At 45.1% G+C, this 17,657-nt stretch carries 9 protein-coding genes and 1 pseudogene; all 10 read left to right on the forward strand.

Translation table 11 applies throughout. From position 1 onward, the window contains the following. The first annotated feature begins 57 nt into the window (after positions 1-57). The 10 genes and pseudogenes from ACUN27_RS07855 to ACUN27_RS07900 all read left to right on the forward strand — a co-directional run bounded on the left by ACUN27_RS07855 (position 58) and on the right by ACUN27_RS07900 (position 17,537). On the forward strand, positions 58-2,358 hold the full coding sequence (locus ACUN27_RS07855; RefSeq protein ID WP_445558684.1) for a glycoside hydrolase family 95 protein: 2,301 nt from the start codon (positions 58-60) through the stop codon (positions 2,356-2,358). A 7-nt stretch (positions 2,359-2,365) separates the two neighbouring features. Continuing rightward, entirely contained in the window at positions 2,366-4,225 is a 1,860-nt protein-coding gene (locus ACUN27_RS07860; protein WP_445558685.1) for a heparinase II/III domain-containing protein, read from the forward strand. A gap of 297 nt (positions 4,226-4,522) precedes the next feature. Next, positions 4,523-9,409: a sugar-binding protein gene (locus ACUN27_RS07865; RefSeq protein WP_445558686.1), complete on the forward strand. Its 4,887-nt coding sequence runs from the start codon at positions 4,523-4,525 to the stop codon at positions 9,407-9,409. A gap of 63 nt (positions 9,410-9,472) precedes the next feature. Further along, positions 9,473-11,254 (forward strand): S-layer homology domain-containing protein, encoded by a 1,782-nt coding sequence (locus ACUN27_RS07870; protein ID WP_445558687.1) that lies wholly within the window; start codon positions 9,473-9,475, stop codon positions 11,252-11,254. 302 nt (positions 11,255-11,556) lie between these two features. Then, positions 11,557-12,909, forward strand: coding sequence for a choice-of-anchor Q domain-containing protein (locus ACUN27_RS07875; protein WP_445560603.1), 1,353 nt, complete (start codon positions 11,557-11,559; stop codon positions 12,907-12,909). 52 nt (positions 12,910-12,961) lie between these two features. Further along, entirely contained in the window at positions 12,962-14,821 is a 1,860-nt protein-coding gene (locus tag ACUN27_RS07880) for a glycoside hydrolase (protein ID WP_445558688.1), read from the forward strand. Positions 14,822-14,866: 45 nt separating this feature from the next. Then, on the forward strand, positions 14,867-15,673 hold the full coding sequence (locus ACUN27_RS07885) for a substrate-binding domain-containing protein (RefSeq protein ID WP_445558689.1): 807 nt from the start codon (positions 14,867-14,869) through the stop codon (positions 15,671-15,673). A gap of 126 nt (positions 15,674-15,799) precedes the next feature. Beyond that, positions 15,800-16,201 (forward strand): annotated as a pseudogene (locus tag ACUN27_RS07890) (Gfo/Idh/MocA family protein); the annotation flags it as partial. Continuing rightward, complete coding sequence (locus ACUN27_RS07895; protein ID WP_445558690.1) at positions 16,176-16,700, forward strand: Gfo/Idh/MocA family protein; 525 nt, start codon at positions 16,176-16,178, stop codon at positions 16,698-16,700. The pseudogene ACUN27_RS07890 and the gene ACUN27_RS07895, both read left to right, overlap by 26 nt. Before the next feature lie 93 nt (positions 16,701-16,793). Continuing rightward, positions 16,794-17,537, forward strand: a complete 744-nt coding sequence (locus ACUN27_RS07900; protein ID WP_445558691.1) for a GntR family transcriptional regulator — start codon at positions 16,794-16,796, stop codon at positions 17,535-17,537. Positions 17,538-17,657 lie beyond the last annotated feature (120 nt).

Raw genomic sequence — 17,657 nt, forward strand, 5'->3', positions numbered from 1 at the left:
CATGGGCATACTCAATCATCCGGTGACGCTGTATAGACTTCAGAAGGTGGAATTTTGATGAGCCAAAAATTGTGGTATAAACAGCCAGCAAGTGATTGGAATGAGGCATTGCCTATAGGTAATGGACGGTTGGGAGGTATGGTGTTTGGCCAAATTCGAAATGAAAGAATTCAGCTGAATGAAGACTCGATTTGGTATGGGGGACCTCGTGACAGGAATAACCGAGATGCTTTGCCGCAGCTTGGGGAGATAAGAAGACTGATCAAAGAAGGAAGAGCTGGTGGAGCTCATCGACTAGCGGAGTTAGCTTTCTCCGGTACTCCTAACAGCCAGCGCCACTATGTGCCAGCTGGAGATTTGCTGTTATTTATAGATGAAGAGGAGAGCCGTGTTTCCAATTATCGAAGAGAGCTTGACCTTGAACGCTCGGTTGCAACCACAACATACGAACGGGATGGATATGCGTATCGCCGTGAAACTTTTGTGAGCTTTCCTGACAGTGTAATGGTTATACGACTTGAGACATCTTGTCCAGCGGGTATTTCTTTCCATGCCAGATTGGATAGAAAAGCAGGCAAATATGCAAATGTGGCAGGGATAATTGGCCATGATACAATTGTTATGCGTAATCAGTGCTACGGTTTGTCGGACACGGATTACGTCCTTATGCTAAGGGCAGTCGCAGATGGCGGTATCGTTCAGACAATTGGTGAGCATATTACTGTCCAAGGTGCTCGTAAGGTTACGCTTTTGTTGTCGGCAGCTACCACATTTAGATATGCGGATCCTGAGGATGCTTGTACAAATCTGATTAAGCAAGCAGCTATAAAGCCATACGACATGTTATTGGCAGATCACATAGCTGATTATAGAACTTTGTATAATCGTATGTCTTTGCAGATTGAAGGGATAGAGCCGGATGTCCGGGAGACGCTGTCCACACCAGAACGACTTAATCTGATTAAGCAGGGTCAGGTGGATCTAGGGTTAATTTCGCTATATGTTCAATTCGGTCGTTATCTGCTCATTGCCTCAAGTCGTCCCGGCTCATTGCCTGCAAACCTGCAAGGGATATGGAATGATGATATGCTGCCACCATGGGATAGTAAATATACAATTAATATTAATACGCAAATGAATTACTGGTTGGCAGAAACGTGCAACTTGTCGGAATGCCATGAGCCATTATTTGATTTAATTGAACGAATGAAGGAGCCTGGAAGACAAACAGCTGCTATTATGTATGGATGCCGTGGGTTTGTGGCTCATCACAATACCGATATATGGGCGGATACAGCGCCGCAGGACATGCATCTTCCCGCAACCTATTGGCCGTTTGGTGCAGCTTGGCTAAGTTTGCATTTCTGGGAGCATTACCAATTTACGCAAGATGAGATATTTCTGAAGAGAGCTTATGACACAATGAAAGAAGCTGCGCTATTTTTCCTTGATTTTTTAATCCAAGATGAAAATGGCTGGCTGATCAGTTCACCATCTGTATCCCCAGAGAATAAGTATGTATTGCCAAATGGGGAAACAGGTATTCTATGTGCCTCACCAGCCATGGATAATCAAATCTTGACCGAGCTATTCACCGCTTGCATGGCCGCCACCGAACGATTGGAGATAGATGAGGAGTTTCGGGCTCAATTGGCGAATGCCCGAAGTAAGCTTCCACCAACACGAATTGGAAAATATGGACAGATACAAGAGTGGTCCGAGGATTATGAGGAAGTTCATCCAGGTCATCGGCATATTTCACAATTGTTTGCGCTTCATCCTGGAACCGGAATAAGTGATAACCGTACACCAGAGTTGGCGCAAGGGGCAAGAATAACATTAGAGAGAAGATTGGCTCATGGCGGAGGTCATACGGGATGGAGTCGAGCGTGGATTATAAACTTTTACGCCCGGTTAAAGGATGGAAATCTGGCTGCTTTTCATATGCAAGAGCTTTTGACGCATTCGACCTTGCCGAATTTGTTGGACAATCACCCGCCCTTTCAAATTGATGGCAATTTTGGAGGCGCAGCGGGCATTGTGGAACTACTGCTGCAAAGCCATCATGGCATTATTGAGCTGTTGCCGGCTCTACCGTCCAGCTGGATGAAGGGCTCCGTTACGGGATTAAAAGCGCGAGGCGGTTATGAAATTGATATAAAATGGGAGCATGGGCAATTGCAAACAGCTGCGATTCGTGCAAGTCAAGGCGGTAGCTGCCGAATTCAAGCTCATTTGCCTATCTGCGCAAAGGATGAACAAAATCAGACAGTAGTGAGTATTGTTGAGCGAGATCAACGGACGATTCAACTCAATATGAAGCCGGGACAGGTAATTTGGCTTGCAGCAGAGGAGTAGATGTAGTGTGATTAGGGAAAAATTCCGTCATGTGTTGCAGGAGCAGCACATGATCAAACAGGAGCAGTTCCATCTTTTTCCGGTGGCAGCCGACAGGGGCTACTGGGATGATGTACCTGTGGAAGTGAGGCAGTCTCTGATTAGACAAGCAGAGAAATACATCAATTACGAGTGGCCTATCGTATCGGCATCCATGATTATGGCATTTACTCGTACGGGGTCTTTAGATCTCTGTGATGAAACGTACTTGAAGCGCAGAACGGCGCTTGGAACGTTGGCCGTTGCCGAATGCTTGGAAGGAGCGGGCAGATTCCTTGATGATATTATTAATGGGATTTGGGCCATCTGTGAGGAGACAAGTTGGATCGGCGTGATGCATAGTGAGGAGGCTTTACTGCCTCTGGGAAAGGGGCATTCTTTGGATCTGCGAGCAGCAGAGACAGGTTCATTGCTAGCATGGGTTTCCTATCTGCTTGGAAATGAGTTGAACAAGGTTACCCCTCATATCGTGCAACGCATCCAGGAGGAAGTGAAGAGGCGCATACTGGATGCGTATATGGGACGCGATGATTACTTTTGGATGGGCTTTGAGAAACGGCCTGTAAACAATTGGAATCCTTGGATTAACTCCTGTTTTTTGACGGCTTTACTTCTTGTGGAGGAAGATGCCAAATGCAGATGGGAAGGACTCACTAAATGTATTACGAGTCTAGACGCGTTCCTGGAAAGCTATCATTCCGATGGTGGCTGCGATGAAGGGACAACGTATTGGGACCGGGCAGGCGGGGCTCTGCTCGATTGTCTTGAATTGCTTAAGCACGCTACAGGCGGATTGGTCGATCTGTTTCAAGAACCGCTGGTTCAGAATATTGGCCGTTATATTTATCGAGCGCATATTCACGAGACCTATTTTATTAATTTTGCTGACGGTTCGGCCAAAATCACTAACTTTCAAGCGGTTCAAGCATTTAAGTACGGACAGTTAATCCACGATCCGATGCTATGCGATCAAGCGGTTAATCAGTACCGCATAAGCTCGGTTAAATTCGTTCAGCATCCCTGGTATCCGATGCTCCGCAGTCTCTCGGAAATTAAATATTATCCCGCTTTGACTCAAGAGAAGGGCTCTCCACCTTACCTGAGGGATGTGTGGCTAGACGGCATTCAAGTTATGGCAGCGAGAGAACAAAGTAATTCTCCATCGGGCTTGTATCTTGCTGCCAAAGGCGGACACAATGCGGAAAGCCACAATCATAATGATATTGGGCAGTTTATTTTGTATGCCGATGGATATCCCGTTATCATTGATGCAGGAGTTAATTCGTATAATAAGCAAACCTTTAGCGATCAACGCTATGAAATATGGACAATGCGTTCGACTTATCATAATGTTCCGACGGTGAACGGGTACGAGCAGTTGCCTGGCAGAGATTATCAAGCAGGATGGGTAGATTATCAAGCAGATGACAACTATGCTCGGTTTAAGCTTGATCTGGCACTTGCGTATCCGTCAGAAGCGGGAATAAGGGAGTGGATTCGAGAGATCACGCTGAGTCGTTCTTCGTCTGCCTATGTCAAGCTGCAGGATACGTATGATTTGACTTCAAGCAGGAGCGCGTTGCAATGGCAATTCATGACGTGCTGTGAAGTGCAGGAGCCGCAGCCACGGGAACTTTTTTTCCAATCCAATGAAGGTCCTTCTGTTCGCTTGATCTATCCGGAGCATCTAACAATGACCAAAGAGCGGATTGAGACGAATGATAAGTGGATGTCGAAAGTCTGGGGCGAGAGGATTTACCGAATAACCTTCAGCTGTCAAGCAATGGCATACCAGGGTTCCATTAACTTTGTTTTTGAACAGATGTGAGGGTGTAGAATAGTGTGTTTAATCGACCGGATGGGAGGGTTACCTCGATCCGGTCGATTTTTTATGACCATCTTAATATAGTGATAGGAATCTAAATATCCTTCATTTCCAAAAAAACACAATCAGGTAGAATATGAATGAAAGGATAACTAAATTTGGATTTCTGAATTCCAAGCGGTTTGCTCAATTCAATGGAGGTGCATCATGTAAAAATATTTATTGCAAGCATCAGGTTTGCCGAGATTTTGTTGGTTAAAATGATGACGGTTTCAATAGTTTACGAGGAGGAAGTAAAGAATGAAGAAAATGAAAAAAATTGCTTCATGCATCACTGCACTCACACTTCTATTTTCAATCGCAAGTGTAAGTTTTCCGCAATTTAGCGGTAGGGCTGATGCGGCTGAAACAGTTAAAATGAATCATACCTTTGAAACCACGGATCCTAACTTTGGTGCGTTTGCCGTCGGTGCAGATATTGCGCCTGTTCCTAGCATGTTTGCTGTAGAAACTGCTTTTACAAAAAAAATTGTAAGTGAGTCAGATGGTAATAGGGCTCTGGAAGTAACCGTGCCGGCGGATGCACAGGGTAAAACGCGGTTTTACTATGCAGCAAACGCAAGCGGACAAGCAACTGGAAACCGTTTTAGCTTTGAAGGTTCTTTAACATTCAGCAATCAAGCCAAAGAATTTGATCTGAAGGTTATACCTGGGGACTGGGGGCAAAATCTTCCCATTGCTAAGTTTCTGCCTAGTGGAGATGTACAAGTAAAGTCAGGTACTGTCGCTCAAGGTACTTACGTCAAGCGAGGCACTTGGGAAGCGAATAAAACCTATGTCATTAAGTTGGATCTCTACAACGATATTAATAAATACGATCTGTTTATCACAGATAAAACGACTAACGTAACAACGATGCTTGCCAGTGGTGAGCCTTTAATGGCCTATAGTGGACATGACTTTTTAACAACTGGCGTCGTTTATTATAATATCGAGGCTGTTGGTACAACTGCTGCAACGAGCACAAGCGTCCGATACGATAATATTAAACTCTCATACTCTAATGATGTTCGAGATGCCTATGTTCCTGCTGCAGGAACCACACTATTAAGAACAACGACCTTCGAAACAAACGACACAGATACTTCAATAGCAGGTACGGCTACCGGATCTGTCATTCTAACCAATATTCTGGATGCCAAATCACCATCTGTCATGAAAATTGTAGAGGAGAGCGGCAGCAGGTGGGTGGATGTGACAACGACGCAGGATGAACCGGGAGATATCGGTTTTCCGATCTTTCAATCCTGGGCAGCAGATTCAATTTACAAAAGCTATACGCTGGAAGCCGATTTTATGCTTAAGGATACAAATGCCGATTATTACCTAAGGTTGATTGATGGGTCATGGGGGGTAAAGAGCAACACCTTGCTTTTCTCGAAAAATGGCAATATTTATGCACGCTCATCAGGGACGGGAAATGGCGCATTTGCCGCCAGAACGACATGGGAAGTCAATAAAGCATTCTCCCTCAAGTTGGTCGTACATGCAGATACATTAAGCTATGATCTTTACCATATAAAGGATGGCAAAACAACACGTCTAGTTAATAATGAGCCGATTCAAAACTCCAATTTGTTTAAAACAAATGGCTTGGCTGCTATGATGCTTAATGTCGACGCAGGCACGCATAGCAAAGCAACAATTTTAGTCGATAATATTAAGGTATCAGCATCTAACGTTGCTGGTGCAAATCCAATCATACATGCAGCGCCGGGAACTTTGCTTGATGCGGCACCTGTAATCGGAACGCCAATCAACTATTATGTGAGTCCGTCAGGAAGCGATTCCAATGATGGAAAGTCTGCGAGTACCCCATTCCAGACCATTCAAAAGGCGGCTAATCTTACCGCACCTGGCGATACGGTGAATATCATGGATGGTCTGTATGTGTATAGCGGTGGTAACCGAATGGTGACCATTACGAAATCAGGAGCATTCAACACAGCAACAAATCAGCCTGCGTATATTACATACAAAGCAGCGCCTGGCGCTCATCCTGTTTTATACTCCGATAATGCTTGGGATGTCATCCTCATTCAGGCCAGCTATATCATCATTGACGGAATTGAGGTGAAAGGGAACAACCAGAATCTTACGCTTGCAGACGGTGAGGCTGCATACAATTATTGGTATGAGCAAACACAAGCTGGTCTGCCAGTTAACTATGGAGACCCTAGATTTACGAAAGCCAACACTAACGGGATTAATATTAACAGCGGAACTAACTTAGCCAATGGCTTGCCGGCGTTTCATCATATTACCGTGAGAAATAGCATTATCCACGATTTACCTGCCGGGGGAATAGGCTCAGCCAATGTGGATTATATCACAATTGAGGATAATTTAGTCTACAACAATGCTTGGTATACGATGTATGCTTGCAGCGGGATTAGTGTCCTAGGCGGCGTGGATGTCGATACAGAGACAGGTTATAAGAGTATTATTCGCAATAATATCGTTCATCATAACCAAACGAATGTCAAATGGAATCAAACCAAAGGGTATTCGGATGGAAACGGCATTATTATTGATTACAATAAAAACACTGGAAAAACGTTCCCTGCTTATAAAGGAAAAACGTTGGTGCAAAATAATATCTCCTACAGCAACGGGGGCTCGGGTATTCATTCCTTTAACTCCGCTAACGTAGATATTATGAACAATACGCTGTACAACAATAACCAAAATCCGTACTTAACGTATGCCCAATTGTTCGCTAGTACCTCTGACAAAGTAAATATTTTTAATAATATCGTATATTCAAGAGATCTACGCCAAGGTGAAATCAATTACGCAATCAATAATGCGAATGGCAGTGAATTGGTCATCTATGCCAACAACATTTATTATGGCGGAGGTACGCCCAAAGAAATGGGTACCAACGATGTTGTAGCTGACCCTAAATTTGTATCCCTTGATCCAACAAATGTGAACTTCCTTCGTCTTAAGTCTGATTCACCGGCGATTGATCGTGGAACCAAGACGCTTGCGCCTTCCATTGATATTGTGCATGCGGCTCGTCCGCAGGGAGCGAAGTACGACATTGGCGCTTACGAAACCAGTTATACAAGTGCTAATCCGATTGTAAATGATGTAATTGATATCGATGCAATTAGACAAACCATGGAGTTCATGCCCGAGAACGGTGTAGCACGTTACGGTACGCCTACGATTGACGGTTCCATGGACCCAATATGGAATACTGCTCCGGTTCTTAATGTTAACAAATATATCGATAACGCAACGGCTCCAGTGACTTCAGGTGCCACGGGCAAAGTTCGAGTACTATGGGATACAGATAATTTGTATGTCTTGTCAGAAGTAACGGATCCCTTACTAAGCAAAAAGAATGCAAATGCATGGGAACAAGATTCTGTGGAAATATTCCTTGACGAGAATAACGCGAAAACAACCTCTCATCAGCCTGATGACAGACAGTACAGAATCAATTATGACAATGAAAAGACCGTGGGAAGCCAAGGGAACGGATCGGAATTTACCAGTGCAACTTCAAAAACAGCAAATGGATATATCGTCGAAGTGAAAATTCCGTTTAAGACCATTAAAGGTTCTGATGGGAAAGTTATCGGTTTGGACTCTCAGGTTAACGATGACAATGGTGTAGGGGCTAGAACAAGTACAGCGATTTGGAGTGATATTAAGGGAAATGGTTATTCCAACACATCAAGATGGGGGAATGTAACACTGCTGGGTCAGGTGGCAGACACCACACCTCCAACGGTACCAGGAAATGTCCAGGTGACGGATAAAACGCACCAATCTGCTAATCTGAGCTGGACAGCTTCAACGGATGAAACTTCTTCTGTAACTTATGAAGTCTATAGCGGTACGTATAAAATAGCTTCTGGTTTGACAGGTACTACGTATGTTGCTAGCAATTTGCAACCAAGTACCGCTTACAGCTTTACCATTCGCGCACGAGATGCTGCGGGCAATCTCTCGGGAGCTAGTGCTTCAGCTGCCGTTACGACGAATGCAGCGCCGGTTTTTGTTCAATCCATCTCGGTCTATGGAAACGATATTAGCACCAACGGTGGAACATCACAATTCCAGGCCGTTATTGTTCCTTCTGCGGCTACACAGGCTACGGTACGTTGGAGTGTGTATGAGCCTGATGGTGTGACGCTAACCAACAAAGCAACAATAAATACCACTGGCTTGTTAAAGGCGGTGAAGAACGGTAGTGTTCGTGTTATTGCTACTTCGACAGATGGTACACAAATATCAGGCAGTACGTTGGTAGCAATTAATGGTCAAACTCTGGGTAATCTACAAGGTTTATCCATAACCATGTCAGGTGTTGGTTCTGTTTATCGAGGAGCGTCTTTCTCTACGAATGTCGGATTGACTTCCCCGACAAATACGATTTCCACCGCTGTTTATGGTGTGGATGTAACAGTCAGTTATGATTCAGCCCATATTGAATTTGTCGATACTACGTCATTGAAGAGTGGATTTTCTTTTTTTCATGCAGACATCACTGTTCCTGGGATAGTTCGAATCTATGGCGTGGCTACGCAACCAAGCGGTGCAATTACAGTACCTGGTGATCTGTTTAAGTTAAACTGGAAGGCTAAAGCTCCTGTACAGAGCCAAGCAACGGTGATTGCTGTGACAGCAGCAAAGACCTCAAACGCGCAAAGTGAACTTAGCCAACTTGCTCAAGATCAGTTATCCTCGCAAAATGTTATTATTTTCGTGGCTAACACAAGTACGCTTCAACAGTTAATAACGCTTGCTCAGTCAACCTTGACGCAAGCCGTTGAGGGCACTCAATCTGGTCAATATCCAATGGGCTCCAAAGCGCAGTTGCAAGATCAGATTATGACTGCTACTGCGGTGCTGAACACTCTCGCAGCTACGCAAGAATTAGTTGATCAAGCAGCTAATCAACTGAATTTAGCAATTAATCAGTTTAAAGATGGGCGAATCACGACTTCCGTTTATGACTTAGGTTACTTGGTTCAAATGGCTCAACAATATGGTAAAGCTAAATCCCAATTATCTCTCAGTGATTGGAATCTCGTAAGTAAATATGATGTAAATAATGATAATGTCATTGACATTTTCGATCTAATCGTTACAGCTAACCTAATTCAATAATGGCACGTATAGGGGGAAGGGGAAACCTTCCTCCTAATCACGATCACAAGGTGGATAATGACGATGAAAAACTATGTTAAGCTGGCTGCCTATCTGATGCTCATGGTTTCCCTCACGATGAGCTTGCTGTCAACTAAAAGCTATGCAGCAACAGCCCAACCTTCGTTTACGGTCTCATTTTCAAGCGAGCGGGTAGAGGAAGGGCAAACGGTTACCATGACAATAAGAGGAGCGCAGGTTACTAACCTTTACGGCATGGAAATTGTGTTTACGTACGATGCACGGCGATTACAATTTGTTGAGAAATCAGGCACACAAGGTGTACCTGATATTATTCCGAATCGTGAACTTTTCCCAGCCGGTGCAAATTTAGAGGTTGCACCACAGGTGCAAGGAGATAGGATTCTCTATGCCATTACTAAAACAGGACAATTGCCGCCTAGTCAGGGTGATGTGAATCTCCTTTCCTTAAATTTTACAGCACTTGCGCCTGGGAACGTAGACGTCACGCTTGTTTCCGTTAAATTAGGGGCTTCCGGGAGCACACCTTCTATTTGGACAGAGGGCGCAACTTCAACCCTCGGGATCTCAAGTAAGTCGGCAGGGGGAAGCCCAGGCCCAGGTGCAGGTCCAGTTTTACCCTCAAGTACTGGGACAGGTACTACCGATAATAATACGAACATCCTCCAACTGACACCAACTCTTAGCCAGGAGACAGCTAAAGCAACACTTACGGCTAAGCAGCTAAAAGGGCTTGAAAGCCTTACAGGATCTAATACCTCATTCCATAAGACAGTGAGCATCCATGCTGTTAATGGCGCAACAGGATATGCTTTGTCCATTCCTTCCGCATTCTTTCAGAATACTAGTGGAACAAAGCAGTTGGATATTCAAACTCCGCTTGGCACGTTAACGATACTTAATGATATGCTGCAAAATAGCGATCTTGCAAAATCGAACAATGTTGTTCTATCCATTCGTCTTGCAGATACTTCAACTTTCAGCAGCGAACTAAAGAATAGCATTGGCAATCATCCTGTCATTGATTTAAATATTGAAGTTGATGATCAAAAGTTGGCTTGGCATAACGATAAGTCTCCGGTTACCGTAAGTGTGGCTTACCAGCCATCGGCAGAGGAATTGCTGCACCCGGAACATGTGAATGTCTGGTACATCGACGACAATGGCAACGTGCAAAGAGTGCCGTCTGGCAGATACGATGCCGCAACTGGGCGGGTAACTTTTCAGACGACTCATTTTAGCAAGTATGCGATCGTGTATGAGATTAAAAGCTTTGCTGATATTACGGACATCGCATGGGCGCGTAAAGCGATTGAAGTTCTAGCTTCCAAAGGTATTATTAATGGCGCTACGGATACAACGTTTGGGCCGAGTAACCATATTACACGCGCAGATTTTATTTCACTTCTGGTTCGAACCCTTGGCCTGAAGGCAGATTACGCAGATGGGGCATCCTTTGATGATGTTAAAACCAGTGATTATTTCTTCAACTCGGTAAGCATAGCCCGAAAACTAGGAATAACGAACGGGGTTGATGGCAATCAGTTTATGCCCAATGCTCCAATCTCCAGACAGGACTTAATGGTGATGACTGTTAGAACATTACAACTAAGCAATAAGCTCGTATTTACAAGTGAGGCATCGGGGCTTGGCGCATTTACAGATAATGCGAACGTTGCGAATTATGCGAAAGAAAGCGTAGCCGCATTGGTTAAGCAAGGAATTATATCCGGAGATGGAACGCGTCTTCGGCCGACTGACAGTATGACACGTGCAGAGGCTGCTAAACTGCTATATGAGTTGTACACTAAGTATATCAATTAATTATGTGGAAGCAGCGCTACCAGATGATGAGTATTGCCGTGAGAGGCATATTCAACATTTGGCGGCGCTTTTTTTTGATTAATCTTAATATAGCAATAGGAATCCCAATATTCTTTATTTCCCAAAAAATGCAATCAGGTAGAATATAAATGTAAGCATATTATGGATTTAACAGAACGTACAACTCATTTCAAGGAGGGGATTTTGGATTGCACTGATAACGGTTTCATTGGAATACAAGGAGGATAATGGACCCAGTAATCGCTTGTCCTTATAAGTAATTGGAGGAGGATGTAATGGTGATGATGAGAAAGTATGACCTCGCTTTGTTCAAATGGCTTTTGATTGCAATCGGTATGTGGGCTTTATGGATGTGTATCCCGACTGGCGCCCATGCGGCAACACCTGTGACTTATTATGTGAGTGTTAACGGCAATGATGGAAACACAGGACTTGGACCTGAACCTGCGAATGCGCTTCGGTACATTCAAACGGCTGCCAACAAGACGAATCCGGGAGACACGGTTTATGTCATGAATGGTACGTATTGGGATAACGGCAATCCGATCTTAACAATTACTCGTTCAGGGATAGCTAATGCTTATATCACTTATAAGGCTTACCCAGGCCATACCCCGATTTTGCGTGTTAGCCAAGGCGCATGGCACCATATTTTAGTTAAGGGGGCTTCGTACATTAACATTGAAGGCTTCGAGATTTACGGCTGGAGCCAAAATTTATCCAATACAGAAGCGCAGTCCTACGAAAATACCAATACGCTTGGCAACATCGGCAAATTCAATACGAATGGTATCAGCGTTGTCAAGAATACGGATGTAAGTCCTACTGTATATGCGACGCATATCAATGTTCGCAACAACAAAGTGCATGATAAACCAGGGCAAGGTATCGGAGCCGAGGAAGCAGACTATATTAACTTCTCGAACAATACCGTTTATAACAATTGTTGGTTTACAGCATGGGCGCAGAGCGGTATTAACATCTTTCATTCGCGAAATACGGACAATGGTACGGGGTACAAAAATTTTGTGTCCGGCAATTTGGTGTATGGCAATCAGACGAATTATAGATGGCAAGGTCATGGTGTGTATTCCGATGGGAATGGCATTATTATCGATGATAATAAAAACGATCAGATTGGCGGAACACCATATACGGGGAAGACGATTGTGGATAATAATATTTCCTATTCTAATGGGGGAGCAGGTATTAATATCTTCAGCTCGCAAAATGTGTATGTGAATAATAATACGACCTACGCCAATTCACAGAGCCCTAATCTGAATTATGGAGAGATCATTGGGAATTACTCCAACAATGTCTATGTCATCAACAATATCATGTACGCAGGTGGAGAGACGGTTAGTAAAGCGAACGATGCCAGCGGGGTTCCGATCCCATCGGTATATTTTAACAGTAATATTTTTTACAACGGGACGATTCTCAAAACAGGCACAGGAAATTTAACAACAGACCCGCTATTCAGCAACCTGTCACTTCGCGACTTTCATTTAAAAAGCACGTCGTCGGCTATTAACAGCGGTGATAATTCGTTTACAGCTACGCTGGATTTTGATGGTGTTAGTCGCCCTGTAGCAGGAACCGTAGACCGTGGTGCTTATGAATATCATTAAGAAGCGGAGTTGCCAATACATAGAATAATGGATAAGGAAGAGGGAGAAACACATGCTTAACACTTGGATACTGGAAGACCATCAGCTTGAATTAAAGTTGGATACGCTTGAGAAGCGAATAACAGTTACCGATAAACGTGTAAATAAAGGCTGGGAACAGCTGCCGTTTGAACGTGGCTGGCAGATTTATCAGGTGTCGCAGAGCGGTAATACGCTAAAAGTAGAGCTGCAAGGCGCGTTCGCCATGTCGGTGACCATTGCCCTAACAGAACAATCGGAAGTGACTTTCACACTATCGGCTGATCCGCATGCGCCCTTTGAGAAAATCAGCTTTCCGCCTGCTTTTGAGGCGCCGAATCCCGAACATTACGTACTCCAGACCGATAGTCAGGGCCTGCTGCTTCCCGTAACGGATACCGTTTATCCACTGGAGGAGCAGCCTATCTTTTTCTGCGGAGGGGGTGCGGCGATGGCATGGATTGGCGTTACGGATACGGCACTTGAAACTGGCTATATGGCCATTATTGAAACGCCATTTGACGCAGCCATTGACCTCAAGCGCGAGCGAGGTCTTATCACCTTTGCACCGACTTGGCTCAGCTCAATGGGAGCATTCGGTTATGAACGCAAAATCCGCTATATTTTCTTCCATCAAGGCGGTTATGTGGCCCAGTGTAAACGATATCGAGCTTATGCATGGCCGAAAAATAATGTGATTTCTTTAAAAGAAAATCAGGAACGTTTTCCTGCCATTGCAAAAATCCTTGGAGCTGTACATATTTATGCTTGGGATAAAGCACGTGAGGTCATCTTCGCTCAAAAATTAAAAGAAGCCGGAATTGATAAAGCGATGTTTCTGTGGGACGCCAATCACTTACCGTATCCGGAAGAGGATTACGACAGCCGTCTGAAAGAGCTGGGCTATGCGACAGGCGCTTATGAGCTCTTCACTGATATTCACCCAGAAGGTCATGCAGGTAATGCGGAAATCGAGCGGATTCCTCTCAAAAGGAATGTATATCCAGGGTTATTTGAGCAGATCACATCCAGGAAACCAGATGGCTCTACGTATTCAAATCAATACGGCACATATGTGTGTCCTGTAGCTGTACGCCCGGAAATGGTGAAGCGGGTAGAGAAAGAGCTGCAAATCTACCCGCATGAGACGTATTTTGTGGACGTTTACCAAGCAAACGGACTTTATGAATGTCATCATGAGGATCATCCGTTAACCCGTCAGCAGTACGCGGAAGCCATTGTACAGAATTATGAGTATTTGGAAGATAACTACGGCACCTTTATTGGTGCAGAATTTGGGGCGGACTTCGCAGGTTCCCATAGCGTGTATGTGCATGGGATGATGACGCTGCAGCGTACATGGTTTAACTCCGATATTCATAAAAAGGGGTCCATTTATCACTATGGAGATTGGAAAAATAATGAAAGGCCTTCAGTGATGCTGGGTACTAGAACTGCAACGGATACTTATTTGGCTTACTCCATCAACGAGTACACAAGAGTCCCGCTGTATGAACTTGTCTATCACGATGCGATTGTGACTTCCTGGCGCTGGGAAGACGCTAATCATCATAGCCCTGAAATTTGGTGGAAAAAGGATTTATTCAACATTCTGTATGGCTCCGCACCGCTATGGTCGATCGACCAAGAGCGGTGGGATAGCTTTGAAGCTACCTTTGTGGAGAGTTATCAACGGATTTGTCCGTGGCTGCAGCAGATCTGTTATGACGAGTTAGTCTCTCATCGCTTTGTGAGCGAGGATCGGCACGTGCAGGAAACACTGTTCTCATCCGGGAAGCGGGCAATTGTCAATTTTGGTGATAAGCCGTATCTTTACGAAGAAGAATTGATTGATCCACGTGGATTTATTGTGAAAAATGCTTCTGACAATTAATTACTTATCACTCAGGCGGACCTCTAATGAAAGTTACAATTAAAGATGTCGCGCGTGACGCGGGCCGAACACGTACAAGAAGCAGCCTGGGAACGAGGATATACACTACTTCTCTGCTCAGCAGGTTACGAACTTGAAAAAAATTTGGAATGTTTTAAGACACTCGTAGAACGTAAAGTTGACGGCATCATTTCCGGAAGCGTAATTAAGGATGCTGAAGCTCTTCGCAAGCTGTATCAGACGCATCTGAATCGTCTTCCGCTCGTTTCTTTGGATTACACGCTGCCGGAGGCGCATTATAACATCTCAGCGGATCACTTTCAGGCTTCTGTTCAAGCTGTCACGTACTTGATTCGACTTGGACACGTGCGAATTGCTTATGTGGGTTCCCATAGGTCCGACAGGGAAGCAGGGTACCGCTTCGCGCTGGAATCAAACGGCCTAACCGTAGATGAAGCCCTGATTATCCGCGGGGAATGCACATTTGCCTTTGGCAGTAAGGCTGCAGCCTGCCTGTTGAACAGGGAGTTGCCGCCGACGGCGTTGTTCTGCTGGAACGATATGATGGCCTTAGGTGCTATGCAAAGTTTGCAGCAAGCCGGGCTCGCCATTCCTGCTGACATATCGGTCATCGGATACGATGATATCCCTATGGCTTCCTTGGTGAATCCAGCGCTCACCTCCGTACGCCAGCCTCTAAAAGAAATTGGCCGTGCTGCTGTGCAAGCTTTGATTACAGAAATCGAAGGTCAAGACCAAGCCTCGACGAACCGTACGTCTATTCTTGCGACGGAGTTCATCAATCGAGGAAGTACCGGAGTGAACCCGGGCAGAACAGGCAACCCTTCTTAAACGGGTGCAGGCTAACCCCTGCACTTCTCTTTTAATTAATTGTCATAACGTTATTACAAATTATTATTTTGGAGGAATGTCGTATGGAAAGTTGCCGAACCGTTATCATGACAAAGTGCACAATTTGCTGCGGAGTTTGGCTGCGAAGGTTATACCCATATGTCCTTGTTAGCTCGGAAGGACATTCACATCGTGTCGGTCTGCACCCCCAGCGGGCTGCATAGCGCGCAAGTCATCGCTTGTGCGCAAGCTGGCAAGCATGTGATTACGGAAAAACCGATGGCGATTACCTGGAACGATGCACAGGCGATGATTGCCGCTTGCAGGCAGGCGAACGTTAAGCTTGCCGTGATTTCACAGCATCGGCTGAGTCCAGATGTCATTGCGTTGAAGCAACTGATAGCGGAAGGCCGCTTGGGACAATTGTTGGCAGCAACGCCTCAATTAATTGGTACCGTACTCAAATTACTACGACAGCGGCTCTTGGCGTGGAACAAAGGAGTTGGATGGTGGTGGAGCCCTGCTTAATCAGGGCATACATACGGTTGATCTGCTTCAGTATTTGATGGGCAGTGTGACATCCGTGCACGCCCATACCAGGACTATCGGCCACGAGCACATCGATGTGGAGGATATTGCTACAGCGGTGCTGACATATGCCGACGGCGGCATCGGCACGTTGTTTGCCACGACCTGCGCTTATCCGGGACTTCAAACGCGCATCGAAATTTTTGGACAGCAGGGAAGCGTGATTCTGGAAAACAATGAACTTGTTTATGTTGCGACACGCGATGGAGAGAGCGACTGGTCCCACCTCACAGAACAAAGAGTGGTCAATTGGAATAAAAAGACGGCCAATCCGGAGGATGCTATAGGCACCGCACATCGTTTGCAACTGCAGGATCTGATCGACGCGATTGACCAGGATCGGGAGCCGATTGTCAACGGCGAAGAGGGAGCGAAGCCGCTTCAGATTATTTTATCCGCCTATGCATCGGCATCAAAAGGGCTGCCCATTTACTTGTGAAAGACTTGTTATCCGACTAGCGTAACCTTTGCTGGTTATCCCAACTATGTTATTATGTACGTACAATCGTAATAAGATAGCGTGAGGTGCACCATGCAGCGTATTGATCGTGATTTGCCATTACCTTTATACTACCAAGTTTATCAACAGCTCGAGGCGGAGTTGACGGATGGTTCCAGACAACCAGGCGATTATTATTCGACAGAAATGGAGCTGCAAGAAAGGTTTCAAGTGAGCCGGGCAACCATTCGCAATGCGTTGACAATGCTTGAGAACAGCGGACTTATTAACCGGATTACGGGGAAAGGTATTTTTCTCGCACCGCTTAAAGTGAAAGTTGATTTGCCTAATCTGTTAAGCTTCAGTGAAGAGATGAAGCGGCGAGGGATGACCCCCGGCACGCGGCTCGTGGAAGTGGAGATCGTTTCCCCGCCCAAGAACATCACTGCTGCCCTTATGCTTAAGGAAACGGATGAGGCTTTGCTGATTAGTCGAATTCGTACGGGGGATCAGCATCCGATTGTGTTCTCGCAATCCTACCTCCCGCTTTCTTTAGGCTTGAACAAAGATTTAGATTACACAGGTTCCCTGTATGAGTTAATTCAGGCACATACGGGAAGAGAGGTCACGGAAGCGGTTCATGTGATTGAGGGAGCACTTGTAGAGAGAGAATCAGCCGATCTGTTGGGGGTTGATTCCGGCTTCCCAGGACTCAGGTTTCGCCGAATTGCTTATGACCATGGAGCGCAGCCTTTGGTCTACGAAGAAGGTGTGATAAGAGCTGATTTATATTCTTATGAGATTCGATTAAGTAGAACGCCGAACAAGGGCGAATAACGCACGAGAACGACCATATTCCGAGAAGTTCGATTCGGTAGTATGGTCTTTTTCAACTTTGTACGAACAATCGTAATAAGTAATAGACATATCTTGGTGAATATTCTATAATGAAAGTGA

Source organism: Paenibacillus sp. WC2504 (assembly GCF_052682475.1).